This is a genomic window from Paenibacillus pseudetheri, from assembly GCF_924513355.1.
Lineage (GTDB): Bacteria > Bacillota > Bacilli > Paenibacillales > Paenibacillaceae > Paenibacillus_AQ > Paenibacillus_AQ pseudetheri.
Genome location: NZ_CAKMAB010000007.1, coordinates 161,997 through 177,831, shown reverse-complemented (window position 1 = coordinate 177,831; position 15,835 = coordinate 161,997). Strand labels below are relative to the sequence as shown.

Genomic DNA, 15,835 nt, shown 5'->3' with positions numbered 1-15,835 from the left:
TATGTGACAAGCAGAAACGCCATTGGTTATATTTCAAAGAAAGGGCTGTCTTGTTCGTAGGTTTCTACGAATAGACAGCCCTTTAACATTTAATTAGGAGCAGAACTTTATTTTTTACTACCTATTTCTTTATTAATCTGTTCAACAATCTCCTGGATACTCTTTGAACCAAGATCACCCTCACCACGTTTTCTTACAGATACACTGCCAGAGTTTTTCTCATTCTCACCGAGAATGAGCATATAGGGTGCTTTTTCAAGTTGGGCTTCACGAATTTTGTAACCTAGCTTCTCATTTCGGATATCAACCTCTACACGAATGCCAGCTTGTTCTAAGGATTGTTTCACCTGAAATGCATAAGCAACGTAGTTCTCAGAGACGGGTAATAACTTCGCTTGAACGGGTGCTAGCCATAGCGGGAATGCTCCGGCGTAATGCTCCGTAATAATCCCCATAAAACGATCAATCGACCCATAGACGGCGCGATGGATTACGACCGGGCGGTGCTTAAGGTTATCTTCCCCGATATAAGTAAGATCGAATTTCTCTGGCATTTGCCAATCTAGTTGGATGGTTCCACATTGCCAGCTTCGTTTTAGCGCATCCAAGATATGGAAATCAATCTTTGGTCCGTAGAACGCGCCATCACCTTCATTCACACGATACTCGATCCCGAGATTATCTAATACACTTTGTAAAGATTGTTCAGCTAGATCCCATAGTTCTTCTGATCCCATATAATCTGCCGGGCGAGTAGATAATTCAATCTTATACTCAAAGCCAAACACTTGATAAATATGGTCAATCAGTGATATTACCCGGCTTATTTCATCCTCAATTTGCTCTGGTAATACGAAGAGATGGGCATCATCCTGACAGAACGTACGAACACGCATCATCCCGTTAAGTGCCCCAGAGAACTCATGGCGATGTACTTGACCAAATTCGGCAATACGGATAGGCAACTCTCGGTAAGAATGTAGATTATTTTTGTAGATCATCATATGACCTGGGCAGTTCATCGGTTTGAGTGCGAATTTTGTTTCGTCTACATTTGTGAAATACATATTGTCTTTGTAGTGATCCCAGTGCCCGGATTGCTCCCAAAGCCGATTGTTCATCATCAGTGGTGTACGAACTTCATCGTAATCTCTCTGTCTTTGTAATTCACGTGCGAAATTCTCAAGCTCTGTACGGATAGTCATCCCCTTGGGAAGATAGAAGGGCATACCTGGAGCTTCTTCAGAGAACATAAACAATTCCAGTTCCTTACCGAGCTTACGGTGATCACGTTTTTTAGCTTCTTCAAGAAAGAGTAAGTGCTCTTCAAGTTGAGCTTTCTTAGGAAAAGCAGTTCCGTAAATACGTTGCAGCATTTTATTATTGGAATCTCCACGCCAGTAGGCACCTGCTACATTCAACAGCTTAAAGGCCTTGACCAAGCCAGTTGAGGGAAGATGTGGGCCTCGACAGAGATCCGAGAATTCACCCTGATCATAAATAGATAATACTGTGTCTTCCGGTAGATCACGGATAAGCTCCAGCTTTAAGGGCTCATTCATCGCTTCAAAAAGCTTGATTGCTTCAGCGCGGGGAACGACACGGCGGACAATCGGGTGATTCTCATGAATAATTCTCGCCATCTCTTGTTCGATTGCAACAAGATCATCCATGGATAAAGGTGTTTCTATATCAATGTCATAATAGAAGCCATCTTCGATTACTGGCCCTATGCTGAGCTGGACACCCTTATCTCCATATATACGTTTTATGGCCTGCGCCATGATATGTGCTGTACTGTGTCTATAAATTTCCAAGCCTTCTTTGCTATCCAACGTAACAATTTCAAGCTGGCAATCATGTTCGATCGCTTGGTTTAGATCAACGGATCTTCCATCGATTATTCCAGCTACAGCACTTTTTTTCAGACTGGTACTTATGGCACCTGCTGCTTCTTTAATCGTCGTTCCTTGCAGTACCTCTCTAATTGTTCCGTTTTGAAGTGTTACCTTGATCTCCATGATTGTTAGCCTCCATTTCTCAAAAATTGTTAGTGGTGAACGCAAAAAAACGCATCTCTCCCAGAAAGGGACGAGTGCGTTCAGCTCGTGGTTCCACCCTAATTCGACCTATCACAAGGATAGGACCTCATTGGTATCCTTTAACGTGGATAAGTCGGTGCCACATACTACCGCAAAATTTAGATCTGCGGATTCAGCGCCACGGCTACAAAGGGGTAACTTCACAATCGTTTACTGGAGAAGCTTTCAGCCTGGACCTCTCTCTCTGGACAGTTCGTATAGGAAATCATGTCTTTGATCATTGCCATATGATGTTGCTCGTTCATAGTACTCAATTGCACCCCAAAAAGTCAAGAGGCAAGAAACCAGAAATTCAGATCTCTTTTATTGCAGTCACCATTTGTGTATTGGCGAAGGAGATGAAGAACTCATTGGCGAATGTATGATATCAACTTATTTTTAGGAGGTTTGATATGCAGATTCTCGCCATGTTGACGATGCTAATCGACCATATGGGCTATATCTTTTTTCCAGAGGATATTGCTTGGAGATATGTAGGAAGAATAGCCTTTCCAATCTATTGTTACGGGCTTGTGCAGGGTCATATCCATACATCATCCAGACCGAAATATTTGTTCAGGCTACTCTTAATCGCTATTATTGCTCAGATTCCATATAATTTAGCGATTAATCCTGGTGGATGGAATGTGGTGTTTACACTTTTGTTATCCGCAATCGTATTGGTTATTTTGGATAAACTTCCTACGCCATGGCTTGGTATTCCTGTCGTCATTGCAGCTATCGCGTTCATGGATTATTTCCCAATAGATTATAATGCGTATGGCCTGCTGTTAGTATTGATATTCCGTTATACGAAGTCATACTGGCTTGTTGTAGCACATTTGGCACTAAATCTGTTCTACATGTTCTATAACTATTGGAGTGTGCAAATGCTTAGTATTTTACCGACACTACTGATTGCTTTGACGCCTGCGCTTTGGGGATATTTAGAGCGTCACCGGGTGCCACGTTGGGTGTGGTGGTCTTTTTACCCTGCGCATTTACTGATTTTGGCAATATTCAGAGGCATAATTTACAATGAATGGGTTTCTATCGAATGGCGAACTTTGATGAATTTATAATTTTTTACAATAAGTAATACTTTGATTTACAAATGTTACCTTAGCTGAGATAATGGATTGATTTCAAAAAAAATTCTTAAAAAAGGAGACTTGCTATGAGAAGAGTAATAGCTAGAACAAAATGGTTTATTCCTTTTGTTGCACTGCTGCTTGTTCTGGCCGGTTGTCAATCGGTTGGAGGTTTCGATGTTAATAAGGCATTGATCGGGGATGTCGATGTTAAATCATCAGAATCCAGCATGACTTTTTCTATGAACGCTGAACCTTCAGAAGGAATTAGCGCAGAAGATAAGGAAATGGTCGATCTAATAAATTCTTTTTCCCTGAGTATTAGCAATGCAAAGTTACAAGAGAATGGTAATGTATCTGCCAATGGAACGATCGGCTATAAAAAATTGAATATTCCATTCTCATTGTTTATGGACAAACAAACTTTAGTCTTTACTGTTGAAGGAGCAAAACAACCGTTTTACTTCCCGGTTCAAGGTTATGATGAGGTCTTTGCTGAAGTTGGATTGGATCTGACTAAAGCTGAGGATCTTAGTAAGCTGCTAACGAAGTTTGTGGTAAAGAATCTTCCTAATCCAAGCGTAATTAGCGTAACACCCGTTAGTGAGGCTGTGTATGGTCAGCAGGTGAATATGACGAAGTTACATACCGAAGTGACGGGTGATGAGCTTCCAGCATTGTTAAAAGGATTCCTGAAATCGATCTCTAAAGATACGGAAGGCTTTACAGAATTGGTAGGTGGTCTATATGACTATCTGTACCCAGTGATCAAAGCTATGGACGAAGAAGGATCCGGTGATTTACAAGATTTTGGTTTTGGTGAAATTCCTCTGGATGATAAAGAAGCTGTTGTAACCGTACTGCATGATGCTGCGAAATTGGCTGTGGATGCGTTACTGCTGGTATATGACAATCAACTGGACAGTCTCTACAAATCTACCCCTGAGCTTAAGACGGTTCTGAGTAAGGATACTAAGCTTGCTGTCGACATTTTTGTAGACAGTGGACTACATGTTCGTAAACAGAATGTTGATCTGAAAGTGGCGCTTCCAGGTACTGAAGATATGCTATTAAAGAGTTTCTCTCTTAAGGCTTCCAGTCAGATTTGGAACATTGGTGGTGCTGTAACGGCAGATCCAATCAGTACTAAAGGAGCACTTGATGTTTCTTCCGGTTATCTGACTCCTGCAGAGACTTTGAACAATTTTGATCCGAATTCTAATGTTTATCGTATATTGAAAGACGATCTTGGTATCACCAAGAGAACGATTGTCATCGAGCCAGACGACGAATATTATTATCCGATCGTTGACAATAATACGACGTACATTCCTCTGCGGTATTTGGCAGAAGATTTAGATGCTACCGTGGAATGGGATACAGTCAATCGTGCCATTGTCGTAACGGATGGTGTGTACGGTGATAAGCTGGTATTCAAAATCGGTTCTCCCGAAGCATTGATTAACGGTGAAAAAGTGAAGCTTGCTGAGCCTGTATTTGTTGACGAATATGGTGATGCCTATGTATCGCTGCGTCTACTTGCTGAAGCACTTCATGCTACTGTGTATGTAGATGAAGATGGTTGGATTACTATTACACGTAAATAGTTAGTTCGATCCTCATTGGTTAAATAACACAAACACACCCAGCTTCTAACTTCGCAGAAATGCGAGTGGAGCTGGGTTTTTCATATGAAATATGGCATCCATTTATTGCTTCGTTAAAACCACCTCTAAGTCGACATTACTAAATGCTTTTTCTTCAGCCATACTTTGAACATACCCTCCCAAGAAACCGTCCTGCTGTTCCTCCCAAAGCTTGTAGCCAGGCAACGCTTTAATATCCTTAGCAAAGGTGCCCGCAGTTCCTGCGAAGTATCGTACATTCAGCTTGGACATTACCTTCGCCATGGATTCTTTTTCAGACTCCGTTAAAGGACTTTCCTTAAGACTATCCATAGCTTTGTCATAGGAGTTAGTAGCAAAGGCTTCTTCGGCATATGCCTTGAAGTTTAAGAGATTGTTATCTGTAATCTGGTTAGCTTCAGCCCAACCTTCTACGTTCAAAGATGCTGTTTTATAATTTACGCTTCGCGAGACGGGATCGAAGATCATGGCACCATATTGATGCGGATTGACGGCCATCGCACTCGTGGCGATATCATAGATTGGCATTTGTTCAGAGGATGCTATATCTTGATTCGCGTCTGCTGGATCTACTTGAATGTCCTGCATATGAATATGTCCTGAGAGAACTAGATTAAGTCCATTCTTCCGTAAGGATTTTATAGCTTCCTGGCTGTTATTAAGCTTGAAGCCTGAAACAGACATAGAAGTGTGACTTAATAAATTATGATGCATCACTGTGATCACAGAAGCGTGTTCTTTGGCTGCAAGCTTAACGGATTCATCCATCCATGAAAGAGTAGAGGGAGCAATACGCCCATCCGTCTGAGGAAACCCGTACTTCTGATTATTAAGATATTGGCTGCTGTCTATCATGAGAATCCATAAGTTGGGGGCAGCCTTGATGATATAGCTTAGAGATGCCTTATCACGTGCTACAGCTTCTTTGTATCCGAAATCCGCATACATTTTGACGAAGTCTTTATCTGTAATTGAATCCGTAAGGAGCTGTTTATCACCACTGAAGGATCTAGCCCAAGGATTAAATAAGTCGTGATTGCCTGGAATGACATAAACAGAGGTTCCTTGTTGTTCAATTCGCTTTAAATTTTCGGTTAACTTTTGATGGCTGCTGCGTTCTCCATTATTAGTTAAATCGCCACTGAGGATGATAAACGCAGGTTTTTCCTGTTCAGCGTCATAGACCAAAGCTTCAGCCATTTCATCACTGTAGGGCAGCATTTTTCCATCACCCCCAGTGACATAAGTTTGAAAAGCCTGTCCACCATCGTGAAGATCCTTATCCAAAAAGTGAGTATCTGTGGCGACCCAGAAAGATACAGGTTTAAGTTCAGCTTGATCAAGCTCTACAGCGTTTAAATTAGACGGTTTTGTGTCTTTGCAGCCAGTAAGTGCCAAGCTAACGGAGAGGAGTACCATACAAGAGAATATGACCGTTTTTTTATGTAGAATGAGAACTTTATCTGTTGAAAAATTCATTTATATAACCTTCCTTCTGTACTTTTGCTGCACTATTGTAGCTTATTTTTAGTCGAAATGTATATCGGAAAAGTGAAGGGGAGATGTTACTTACGGGAGACTTATATATCCTACAAAATAAGTTGTGAATAAATGTTGTGTTTTCAGAAAAAAGGTGATAAGATGTACAAAAGTAAGTTACTTAAATAAATGGAGGTAGTTATTTTATGTCTAACAATTTTTTTGAAGCAGTTAAAGGAAGACGTTCCATCTATGCCATCAGTAAAGAATCCACTATAGCCGATGCTCAAATTATTGAAATCGTTGAGCAAGCAGTTTTGCATAGCCCAACTTCATTCAACTCCCAAAGCTCCAGAGCGGTTGTTCTTTTAGGTGAACAGCATGATAAATTATGGAATATCACTACAGAAACATTGCGCAAAATCGTTCCAGCTGAACAATTTGAAGGAACAGCGCAAAAATTAGCATCTTTCAAAGCAGGTTATGGTTCCATATTGTTCTTTGAAGATCAAGCGGTAGTGAAGAACCTTCAAGAAAACTTCGCATTGTATGCCGAAAACTTCCCAGTTTGGTCTAACCAATCTTCAGGTATTCTGCAATTTGTAGTATGGACTGCACTTTCTGAAGCAGGATTAGGAGCATCCCTGCAGCACTATAACCCACTGATTGATGACGAAGTGAAAGAAGCATGGGGCATCCCGCAAGAATGGAAACTGATTGCTCAAATGCCATTTGGTAAGACAGTAACTCCAGCAGGTGAGAAACAATTCCAACCGGTTGAAGATCGCGTTAAAGTCTTTAAATAAGCTTAAAAGAATGTTTATAACCTCCTAGACCAGGCTAATTAATTATATAGTCAGGTTAAGGAGGTTTTTTTGTATGCCGTGGAACAAAGAAGATTATCCAGATTCACTCAAGAACTTCACTGCACCTATTCGTAATAAGGCGATTGATATTGCTAATGCACTGCTAGAAGACGGATATGAAGAGGGAAGGGCGATCTCTATTGCTACCGCACAAGCGAAAGAGTGGGGAGAGAACCGTGATAAGCAGATCCGTAAAAAAGGACATTCATTAGCAGCTCGAAAATAGGTACAAAAAAAGCAGGACAGCGTCTAGTGACGCTTGTCCTGCTTTTTTACGGTCGTATTATTTAGCGGATTCAGTTCCTGCTTCTGCGCTTGCAGATGGCTCAGGAGAAGCTGTTGCTTCTTTTTTGGCATCCGTAAGTGAATTTGTGATTTTTGCTTTTGCAGTTGTATCTGACAACCAAGTGGTGGAAAGAGTGGAAACCTTCTGAGACACAAGCGTCTTTTTGATTTCATCTTTCTTTTCTTCCAAGGTGTAGTTTTTAGCGTCTTTATGGTCGGTAACTTTAATGATGTGATAACCGTAATCGGATTTGACAGCACCGCTTGTTTCCCCAACTTTAAGCTTAAAGGCTACATCGGAGAATTCAGCAACCATGTCTCCACGTTTGAAGAAGTTTAGATCTCCGCCATTAGCTTTGGAACCGGTGTCTGAAGATTTTTCTTTAGCAAGTTCAGCGAAATCTGCTCCATCTTTCAATTGCTTCAGAATTGCATCCGCTTCTTCTTTAGTCTTAACGAGAATGTGGGAAGCGCGAACTTGTTCTTCTTCATTGAAAGTAGCTTTATTTGCTTCATAGTAGTCTTTGATTTCTTGATCCGTTATAGTCACTTGCGGCTCAAGAATCTTACGCAGTTTTACTTGCAGTGGCATTTGTTTCTTCAAGTCATCAACGGTCATTGAGCTTTGTTGCAATGCAGCATTAAATGCATCTTCTCCGCCGAGTTGTGCTTTAAGGTTTTCTAATTCAGTATTGATGTCTTCATCAGTAACAGTTACGTTAGCTTTTTTAGCTTCTTGATCAACGAGTTCTGTAGTAATCATAGCTTGCAGCGTGCTTTCTCCGCCTGCTTCGATCAATTTATCATAAAGCTGTTCTTTAGTAATGTTAGTTCCGTTAACGCTAGCAACAGCTGTGCTGTCGTCCTTTTGGAATGGAGGCTTAATCAGGACAATGATGAGTGCCGCAGCCAGAACCACAGAGGCAATCATCCAGCCTTTGTTACCTTTAGGAGTAACTGGTGGAGCAGGTGGCGTCGTATTATTGTTACTGCTGACTTTATTCATTACTGGAATACTTTCCTCTTTTGTTGTATTCACAGGTTCTTCAGCAGCTACGACCTCCACTTCATTTACTTCATTGGTATTCTCGGTAGTGTTCAATTCTTCTTCCGGAGTACCGTTGTTTTCTAAGTTCTCATTTCCATTCAGATCTTTTTTGTCCATTATTAGTAATGACTCCCTTCAATATAGGTGTTGCTTGTCTATTTACAACTTTAACAGAAATCCTGATCCTAAACCTTAAGAAAGTATAAAAAAAGATAGGATCTTTTTAAGTTTCTATTAATAAAAAGCAAAAAGCCGGAAAGGGCATCGTTAACATGCCCTTCCGGCTTATGGGAATAAGATGTTTACTTCAGTCCTTTCAATAGATGACGAATACTTTCCTGTTTCCGTCTTGGGACCCGTACGTTTTTAGCGAATAGACCCTTTTCTCCGAAATAAATGCAGTCATCTTCGATAGAACTGATCTTGTTCAGATTGACATAACAGCCACCGTACACATGATAGTAAGTTGAATTGGATAACAATCGTTTTAATTGCTCGGCAGTCATTCTCTTTTTTATGTTGTAGTTTCTGCCGTGAAAAATGACCAAATCATGGTCCCCGACCTTAAAGAACAGAATGTCTGTTTCCACCTCGAAGTCCTCGTATACATTTCTGGCTTCCAGCAGGATGCTGCTCATTCATGTTCCCCCTTTATACTTAGTAAAAGACTAATGTTAGCGCTTTCATTATAGCACAATCCCTAATCGTTGAAAAGCCTTATTTTTGAACTATTTGTCACACTTTTTACTTTATAGTTTGTCTTTAACGTTTAAAAATTGTAAATTATATAATAGCAATACTTTGGAGGAGGATGTAGAGATGGAAAAGCAGACTAAGTTATTGCTGTTTACGGGTTCCTATGCAAGTGCCACGGAAAGCGGTGTGCAGGTATTTGAGTTCGACGGCGAAGCAGGAGGTACGTTAAAGCTAATCGACTCGGTTCAGGGCCTAACTAACCCGACCTTTGTGAATGTAGATGCTTCAGCCCTGCGTTTATATGCCATAGGAGAAAAGCTAAACGGTGAGGGTGGAAAAGAAGGCGAAGTCGTTACCTTTGCTATCGATGCTAAGCGTGGGAAATTGAGTGAATTGAACCGTATAGCCTCAATGCCTGCATCAGGTAATGGTCAAACGACCACATGCCATATTTCTAGAGATCTAAACAATGAATACATTGTTGTATGTAGTTATCATGGTGGCAGTGTAGGCTTGATCACATTAGATGAAGAAAAAGTTGCTAATCAACTGGCAGATATCGCGATTCATTCCGGTCATGGTCACCATCCTGAACGTCAGGATCGCCCGCATCCCCATTCGGCTATTTTCAGTCCGGACGGACAGTATCTGTTTGTTTCTGATCTTGGGCTTGATATTATTCGGTCCTATAGAATCAATAGAGACTTGAACAAACTAGAAGTTCACGGAGATACTGCGCTTCATCCAGGGGCGGGACCTCGTCATTTTACTTTTCATCCAGATGGAAAGTCTGCTTATGTTATAAACGAGGTGGATTCCACGATAACATCGTTTACATATGACAGTGCTACAGGGACTCTTCACACGGTAGATACAGTTTCAACTTTGCCTGAGGATTTTAAGGAAGAGAATACTTGCGCCGAAATTGCTACTTCAAAAGATGGAAGATATCTTTACGCTTCTAACCGTGGAGCGGATAACATCGCAGTGTTTGCAGTGGATAACGCTACTGCCAAGCTTACACTAATTGAATATGTATCTACTCGTGGAGGGCATCCACGACACTTCTCATTAACTCCGGATGGGGCTTATCTTATTGTTGCAAATCGTGACGCTAATAACCTGGTTGTGTTCTCTATTGAAGAGACCAGTGGTCGTCTCGTCTTTACTGGAAATACGGCCGGGGTATCCAAGCCGGTGTGTGTGAAGCCTGTGATTTTCCTTTATAAAAGAAACTCGTTTTGAAGAGTGAATAAGACAATTTAAGAAAATAATAAAGGGAACACCGGAGATGTAGTCCGGTGTTCCCTTTATTATTGAAAATAGGATGAAGAAGTTTAATGAATGTGTGAACTATTTGAGTGAGACGGGCTTAAGAGGTACAATAGTGGATACTGCAGATTTGAAGAGCACATTCTGTCTGCCATCACCTTGCCCCTGTAAAGTGATTGTGAATGCATCATACGAGGTTACGACGCCTTGCATTTTTACACCATTTGTTGTAAAAATCGTCACGGGCACCTTTGTGGAAATAAACTGGTTCAACAAACGTTCCTGCAATTTTAGACTCTCCACTTTGGCAGCACTCCATCTTTTTGTATATTTATTTCTCTATAATTATAGCACGGGTTATAGCTTCTCAGGAAATGTGATCGACAGGCACTAAATTAGACACGGAGGTATTTATGCTTTATTATCAGAACTGGTCTAGAAGTTTTCGTTATTTTATAGGGTTTGCTGCTTGTTTCGTCGTTATTGCGATTCTAGTTCATATGAATAAGGTATCATCATTTGATAACTATATGATTCATTTTGTTCAATCCGCTGAATCACCTGGACTGACCACATTCGCCAATGGACTATCTCTGATTGGTTCCTCCAAGGTAGCAATTGGCATATCTATCGGCACGATGGCACTGCTGTATTTTCTGCTGAAACATCGGCTTGAGCTAATTCTGTTCCTATGGGTTGGACTAGGCTCACAGCTATTGAATACACTTATGAAGTTATGGTTTCAAAGGGAGCGTCCAAATTTCCATCGTATTGTCCAAGAGCTCGGTTATAGTTTCCCAAGTGGACATTCCATGGCAGCCTTCTCCCTGTATGGAGTAATTGCCTATTTACTGTGGCGTCATTTGCCGCGAAGAAGTGAAAGAATCCTGTTAATAATGTTTGCGGTATTCATGACTGTGGGCATTGGCTGGAGTCGTATTTACCTGGGAGTTCATTATCCTAGTGACGTAATTGGCGGTTTTGCTGCAAGTGGAGCGTGGCTGATGTTATCCATCAGTCTATTTGAAGCCTATAAAAAACGGATATCCTCATAAGAAATGAAGATACCCGTCTTTGTGGGGATATTTTAAAATATAAGAATATATATGTTTCACGCTATACATTATCCTTATATTTCTCGCATAAACGCTTACCGTCAATAGGACACCGAAGGCGTTTTTGCTTGAGGGTTCATCACATGATGTTCCGAAGATTTATGATCTTGGAAATGACCCATTTTGCTTATTTTTTTCTTCAGCATAGACGGAAGTCCAACCTTTAGCTTTTGAGCTTCGTCTTTTGTTAGACGTCCCTCGCTGAGGGCTTGATCCAGCCGCTTACTTGCGGATTCGCTGAGCTTTTGAATATATTGATCTTCTGTCCAGCCTTTCTTCTCAAGGGCAAGCTCTGGGAGGGTTTTGCCTGTTTTAAGGCTATTGATTAGCTCCGTACGATCCATTTCAAGCAGCTTGGCGGTTTCGAAAATAATGAAATGTCCGCCAGCTCTAAATTTCCCGTCTTTCCCTGGAGGGGGTCGATGACCTTTTTCCAAAGGCCCAGAATCAGGTGCAGTGGAGGTTACATTCTCAGCTGACACGCTACGAATAGGAGCGAGTGCTGGAGACAGACTGAGGAAAAGAACAGCTGTGATGGTCACTAATTTTTTGATGTTGTTATTCATTCACTCACCTCGTATGTTATATGTGATAGGTATTTACTTGAATTAGTATTCCCTGAAAGCTGAAAGAATCATAAGCGAGAGCTTAAATGATCATAAAATTCATCAACTCTAGGCTTGGGTTATTAGAGGAATGAGGGATTCGTAGATGTCCATATTGCAGAGTGGGCCAATTTTTAGGAGGGATATTTTTGGCTTTTGGAGCTCGCATATTTAAAACAGGAATGGCAGTCACGCTTGCCTTATATTTAGCTGAACTGCTACATTTTCCATCTTCTGTGGGAGCTGCGATTGCAGCAATTTTCGCTTTGCAGCCATCTATCTATCGCTCTTGGCGTTATTTTCTTGATCAGCTGACAACGACTACAATGGGCGCGGTACTCGCTCTTCTGGGAGGAATGCTGTTATCCAATAGTCCAATTGCGGTTGGGTTGGTCTGCATTCTTGTCATTATGATTAGTATGAAAATTAACCGAGCGGATACTATTAGCCTGACACTCGTCACTGTTATAACAGTGATGGAGGCTTCTGGAGAATGGCAGTTCGCGCTGAATCGTTTCTTATTAACATTGACAGGGATTGTTTCTGCTTTTCTAATCAATATTATAGTAGTTCCTCCGAAACCACGGAAGCAGTACATCAAGCAAATCGAGAACGTCTTTGCCAGCCTTTCCTTGCTGCTAAGAACGGCTGTATCTCATGAGATGAAGGAAAGTGTGTTTCGTGATGAAAAACTTGCACTGGAGTCATCTATTAAATCTTTAGCGGATAAGTACGCTTTGTTTGAGGAGGAGCAGAAACAGCTGAAGAGGGCGAAGTACAGTCAGACTCGACAAATGGTTGTCTATAAGAACCTGTTATCTTCTTTGCAAAAAGGCTTCGATGTTCTTGAGGCTGTGGATCGGCATTATTTTCAAGCGGATCGAAGCGAAGAGACAGATGCATTGTTTGACAGTCATTTGGAGCAGTTAATCAAATATCATCAACTGATCTTGCTGAAATTTGAAGATAAACTAAAACCAAACACCAATGAATCGGAACCCTTGGCAGACGAGAATGATGGATTTTTGAATTCAACGATCCTGGGGTATAATGCGGAGAAAATAGGTCAACTGCGATTGTATGTTGTAGCCGCAGCTATTTACGATTACGGATATCAATTAGAACGGCTTGATAAAGTGGCAGATCAGATGAATCGTATAGCGACTGATGAAAAAGAAACGGATCGTGAAGCTTAAAACATAACCTTGTGATGTGCAACATATAAGCTTAAGGATTCATCTATTAAGAGTATCCTCACTTGAAATATCAACCTTCCAAAGGGGATGAAATGTAGTGGAGAATCATGAAATTGAATGGAAAGAGGAACAGCAGCGGGTTGACGGAGTGACTAAGCTTTTGTCTGCCCATATCCGGCGATTATCTGAGGAACTCGGACTCCATCGCAGTGATGTGGTGGATATGCGGAAAGACTTCTGGGAAGAGGTAACGGTAAACTTCAGTAGTCCAGATGATTTAGGGGAAACTTCAACAAGTCTGCGCCAACAATCCCAAATCTTGAATGAACGTGAACGCCATCATTTACAGTCGAGCAAGGCTCTAAAAAAATATAAAAAGCTACTCGTCTCTCCTTACTTTGGGCGAATTGACTTTACAGAAGCACCAAATGGAGAAACGGAAAAGATTTATCTGGGGATTGGGTCCTTGATGGAGGATGATGGCACCTTCTTGATCTATGACTGGCGGGCGCCTATATCGAGCTTATATTATGACGGTGCTCCTGGCCCGGCAGCTTATGAAACACCTGGTGGACTTGTTTCCGGTACAATGAATCTTAAACGTCAGTTCGTGATTTATGATGGTGTTATTGAAGTCATGTTTGATACTGGGGTAACGATCGGCGACGAGCTTTTGCAGCAAGTGCTAAGCCATAGTGCCGATGATCGAATGAAGAGTATTGTAGCTACTATCCAAAAAGAGCAAAATGCGATTATCCGTAACGACAAAAGCCGAATGCTGGTCGTTCAGGGTGCCGCGGGGAGCGGGAAAACCTCTGCGGCATTGCAGCGGGTAGCTTATCTTTTGTATAAATACCGTGAAGTTCTGCAAGCAGACCAGATGTTGTTGTTCTCGCCGAACCCGTTGTTTAATAGCTATGTTTCAACCGTGCTTCCAGAGCTAGGTGAAGAAAATATGCAACAAACCACTTTTCAGATGTATCTTGAGCATCGTTTAGGACATGAATTCCAGCTGGAAGATGTCTTTAGTCAGACAGAAAACCTATTAAATGCCCCTGACGGCCCTGATGTGGGGATACGTAGAGAAGGCATCGCTTATAAATCATCCGTACCTTTTCTCGATGTGATTCGTCGGTATGCTACGATGCTGGAACATGAGGGCATGCTGTTCAAGCCTTTAATGTTTCAAGGTAGAGCGATAGTAAGTAAAGAAGAAATGGAACGCCATTTCTATACCTATGATCCCACCATTAAGCTTGCGAACCGTGTAGATTTAATGACACGTTGGTTACTGAAGAAGATTGCTGATTTTAGTCATGAAGAAAGAAATGCTTCATGGGTTGAAGATCAAATTGAGCTATTGGACTCCAGTGATTACCATCGTGCATATCAGATGTTGCGACGGAAGAAGAAAGCTACGCAGGATAGTTTTGATGATTTTGATACTGAGAAAGAAGTGTTATCCCGGTATGTAGTCAGCCAACGCTTAAAACCACTGCGTGGGTGGACTAAACGAGGTCGTTTTGTGGATGTTAAGGGGTTGTACAGTACGCTGTTTACTGATCGTGAGCTTATGGAACGTCTAAATGGTATTAATTCTCTGCCGGAAATCTGGGATGAGATCTGTGAGCAAACGCTAAAATCTATCGCAGTGAACGAGCTTGCCTACGAAGACGCTACACCATTCCTTTATTTGAAAGAGTTAAGCCAAGGCTTCCGTACCAATACGCTGATTCGTCATGTGATTGTGGATGAAGTTCAAGACTACTCACCTTTCCAATTGGAGTTCATGCGCCGTTTATTTCCAAGGGCTAAAATGACCGTATTGGGTGATTTGAATCAGGCGATTTATGCACAAGGTGAGGTGCTCGGTGATTTGTCTAGTTTGGTAAGCATTTATGGGGAAGAGAATACAGAAGTGATCTCGTTAACCCGAAGCTATCGCTCCACTTTTGAGATTGTAGAATTTACGCGTTCAATGATTCCTGGAGGGGAACGAATTGTGCCGTTTAATCGACGAGGAGAAGAACCTCAGCTAAGTGTGGTGTCTAGCGAGGATGAGCTTCTGAATGCAGTTGAAATGGATATTCGGAATTTGCAATCCAAGGGGTATCATTATGTGGCTGTCATCTGTAAAACAGCAGAAGAAAGCGCAAGAGTTCATGATGAACTACATAGTAGGCTACCAGTAAGGCTTGTTACGAAAGAAACGCCGAATTTCCAGAAGGGAACATTGGTGTTACCTGCTTACTTAGCTAAAGGTGTGGAGTTTGATGCTGTTATCATCTACGATGGTTCAGCTGAACGATATGGCAGAGAAACTGAGCGTAAGCTGTTCTATACAGCTTGCACTCGGGCGATGCATTTGCTGCATATTTTTAGCCTAGGAGAACCAAACCGGTTTCTTCCATCTGTAAAAGCGAAGACCATGATTGCAAATTCGCTGTAAAGCCCA

General features: G+C 41.5%; 14 protein-coding genes. 8 read left to right on the top strand and 6 right to left on the bottom strand.

What is annotated here, in order from left to right:
* Positions 1-107: 107 nt before the first annotated feature.
* Positions 108-2,021 carry a threonine--tRNA ligase gene (gene thrS, locus L1028_RS09015; protein WP_234533133.1) on the bottom strand — a complete coding sequence of 638 codons (1,914 nt, stop codon included), beginning with the start codon at positions 2,019-2,021 and terminating at the stop codon, positions 108-110.
* Positions 2,022-2,494: 473 nt separating this feature from the next.
* Here thrS and L1028_RS09010 point away from each other — a divergent pair, with 473 nt between their 5' ends.
* A complete protein-coding gene (locus L1028_RS09010) occupies positions 2,495-3,163 on the top strand; it encodes a TraX family protein (RefSeq protein ID WP_234533131.1) in 669 nt (222 codons plus the stop codon).
* A gap of 95 nt (positions 3,164-3,258) precedes the next feature.
* Positions 3,259-4,779 carry a stalk domain-containing protein gene (locus L1028_RS09005; protein WP_234533130.1) on the top strand — a complete coding sequence of 507 codons (1,521 nt, stop codon included), beginning with the start codon at positions 3,259-3,261 and terminating at the stop codon, positions 4,777-4,779.
* A gap of 102 nt (positions 4,780-4,881) precedes the next feature.
* Here L1028_RS09005 and L1028_RS09000 read toward each other — a convergent pair whose 3' ends face one another.
* Positions 4,882-6,297, bottom strand: coding sequence for a metallophosphoesterase (locus L1028_RS09000; RefSeq protein ID WP_234533129.1), 1,416 nt, complete (start codon positions 6,295-6,297; stop codon positions 4,882-4,884).
* 206 nt (positions 6,298-6,503) lie between these two features.
* Between L1028_RS09000 and L1028_RS08995 the strand changes: the two genes are divergently transcribed.
* Together L1028_RS08995 and L1028_RS08990 are read left to right on the top strand one after the other, a co-directional pair.
* Positions 6,504-7,103, top strand: a complete 600-nt coding sequence (locus L1028_RS08995; protein WP_234533128.1) for a nitroreductase family protein — start codon at positions 6,504-6,506, stop codon at positions 7,101-7,103.
* Between the two features lie 73 nt (positions 7,104-7,176).
* Positions 7,177-7,389, top strand: coding sequence for a DUF2188 domain-containing protein (locus L1028_RS08990; RefSeq protein WP_234533127.1), 213 nt, complete (start codon positions 7,177-7,179; stop codon positions 7,387-7,389).
* Between the two features lie 57 nt (positions 7,390-7,446).
* Here the strand turns inward: L1028_RS08990 and L1028_RS08985 are convergent, their stop codons facing one another.
* Positions 7,447-8,613: a peptidylprolyl isomerase gene (locus L1028_RS08985; protein ID WP_234533126.1), complete on the bottom strand. Its 1,167-nt coding sequence runs from the start codon at positions 8,611-8,613 to the stop codon at positions 7,447-7,449.
* Between the two features lie 185 nt (positions 8,614-8,798).
* Positions 8,799-9,134, bottom strand: a complete 336-nt coding sequence (locus tag L1028_RS08980) for a hypothetical protein (protein WP_042126947.1) — start codon at positions 9,132-9,134, stop codon at positions 8,799-8,801.
* A gap of 181 nt (positions 9,135-9,315) precedes the next feature.
* Between L1028_RS08980 and L1028_RS08975 the strand changes: the two genes are divergently transcribed.
* Positions 9,316-10,437 (top strand): lactonase family protein, encoded by a 1,122-nt coding sequence (locus L1028_RS08975; protein WP_234533125.1) that lies wholly within the window; start codon positions 9,316-9,318, stop codon positions 10,435-10,437.
* A gap of 108 nt (positions 10,438-10,545) precedes the next feature.
* On the opposite strand, the gene hfq is transcribed toward L1028_RS08975, so the two are convergent.
* A complete protein-coding gene (hfq, locus tag L1028_RS08970; protein ID WP_042126951.1) occupies positions 10,546-10,767 on the bottom strand; it encodes an RNA chaperone Hfq in 222 nt (73 codons plus the stop codon).
* A gap of 110 nt (positions 10,768-10,877) precedes the next feature.
* Here hfq and L1028_RS08965 point away from each other — a divergent pair, with 110 nt between their 5' ends.
* Positions 10,878-11,519: a phosphatase PAP2 family protein gene (locus L1028_RS08965; RefSeq protein ID WP_234533124.1), complete on the top strand. Its 642-nt coding sequence runs from the start codon at positions 10,878-10,880 to the stop codon at positions 11,517-11,519.
* 101 nt (positions 11,520-11,620) lie between these two features.
* Here L1028_RS08965 and L1028_RS08960 read toward each other — a convergent pair whose 3' ends face one another.
* Positions 11,621-12,145 (bottom strand): hypothetical protein, encoded by a 525-nt coding sequence (locus tag L1028_RS08960; RefSeq protein ID WP_234533123.1) that lies wholly within the window; start codon positions 12,143-12,145, stop codon positions 11,621-11,623.
* 188 nt (positions 12,146-12,333) lie between these two features.
* Between L1028_RS08960 and L1028_RS08955 the strand changes: the two genes are divergently transcribed.
* Positions 12,334-13,380, top strand: a complete 1,047-nt coding sequence (locus L1028_RS08955) for an FUSC family protein (protein WP_234533121.1) — start codon at positions 12,334-12,336, stop codon at positions 13,378-13,380.
* A gap of 97 nt (positions 13,381-13,477) precedes the next feature.
* On the top strand, positions 13,478-15,829 hold the full coding sequence (gene helD, locus L1028_RS08950) for an RNA polymerase recycling motor HelD (RefSeq protein ID WP_234533118.1): 2,352 nt from the start codon (positions 13,478-13,480) through the stop codon (positions 15,827-15,829).
* Positions 15,830-15,835: the final 6 nt, after the last annotated feature.

What these genes read in the sequence shown, in the direction of transcription:
- thrS (WP_234533133.1), bottom strand. Translation starts at nt 2,021, where the DNA reads ATGGAGATCAAGGTAACACTTCAAAACGGAACAATTAGAGAGGTACTG.
- L1028_RS09010 (WP_234533131.1), top strand. Translation starts at nt 2,495, where the DNA reads ATGCAGATTCTCGCCATGTTGACGATGCTAATCGACCATATGGGCTAT.
- L1028_RS09005 (WP_234533130.1), top strand. Translation starts at nt 3,259, where the DNA reads ATGAGAAGAGTAATAGCTAGAACAAAATGGTTTATTCCTTTTGTTGCA.
- L1028_RS09000 (WP_234533129.1), bottom strand. Translation starts at nt 6,297, where the DNA reads ATGAATTTTTCAACAGATAAAGTTCTCATTCTACATAAAAAAACGGTC.
- L1028_RS08995 (WP_234533128.1), top strand. Translation starts at nt 6,504, where the DNA reads ATGTCTAACAATTTTTTTGAAGCAGTTAAAGGAAGACGTTCCATCTAT.
- L1028_RS08990 (WP_234533127.1), top strand. Translation starts at nt 7,177, where the DNA reads ATGCCGTGGAACAAAGAAGATTATCCAGATTCACTCAAGAACTTCACT.
- L1028_RS08985 (WP_234533126.1), bottom strand. Translation starts at nt 8,613, where the DNA reads ATGGACAAAAAAGATCTGAATGGAAATGAGAACTTAGAAAACAACGGT.
- L1028_RS08980 (WP_042126947.1), bottom strand. Translation starts at nt 9,134, where the DNA reads ATGAGCAGCATCCTGCTGGAAGCCAGAAATGTATACGAGGACTTCGAG.
- L1028_RS08975 (WP_234533125.1), top strand. Translation starts at nt 9,316, where the DNA reads ATGGAAAAGCAGACTAAGTTATTGCTGTTTACGGGTTCCTATGCAAGT.
- L1028_RS08965 (WP_234533124.1), top strand. Translation starts at nt 10,878, where the DNA reads ATGCTTTATTATCAGAACTGGTCTAGAAGTTTTCGTTATTTTATAGGG.
- L1028_RS08960 (WP_234533123.1), bottom strand. Translation starts at nt 12,145, where the DNA reads ATGAATAACAACATCAAAAAATTAGTGACCATCACAGCTGTTCTTTTC.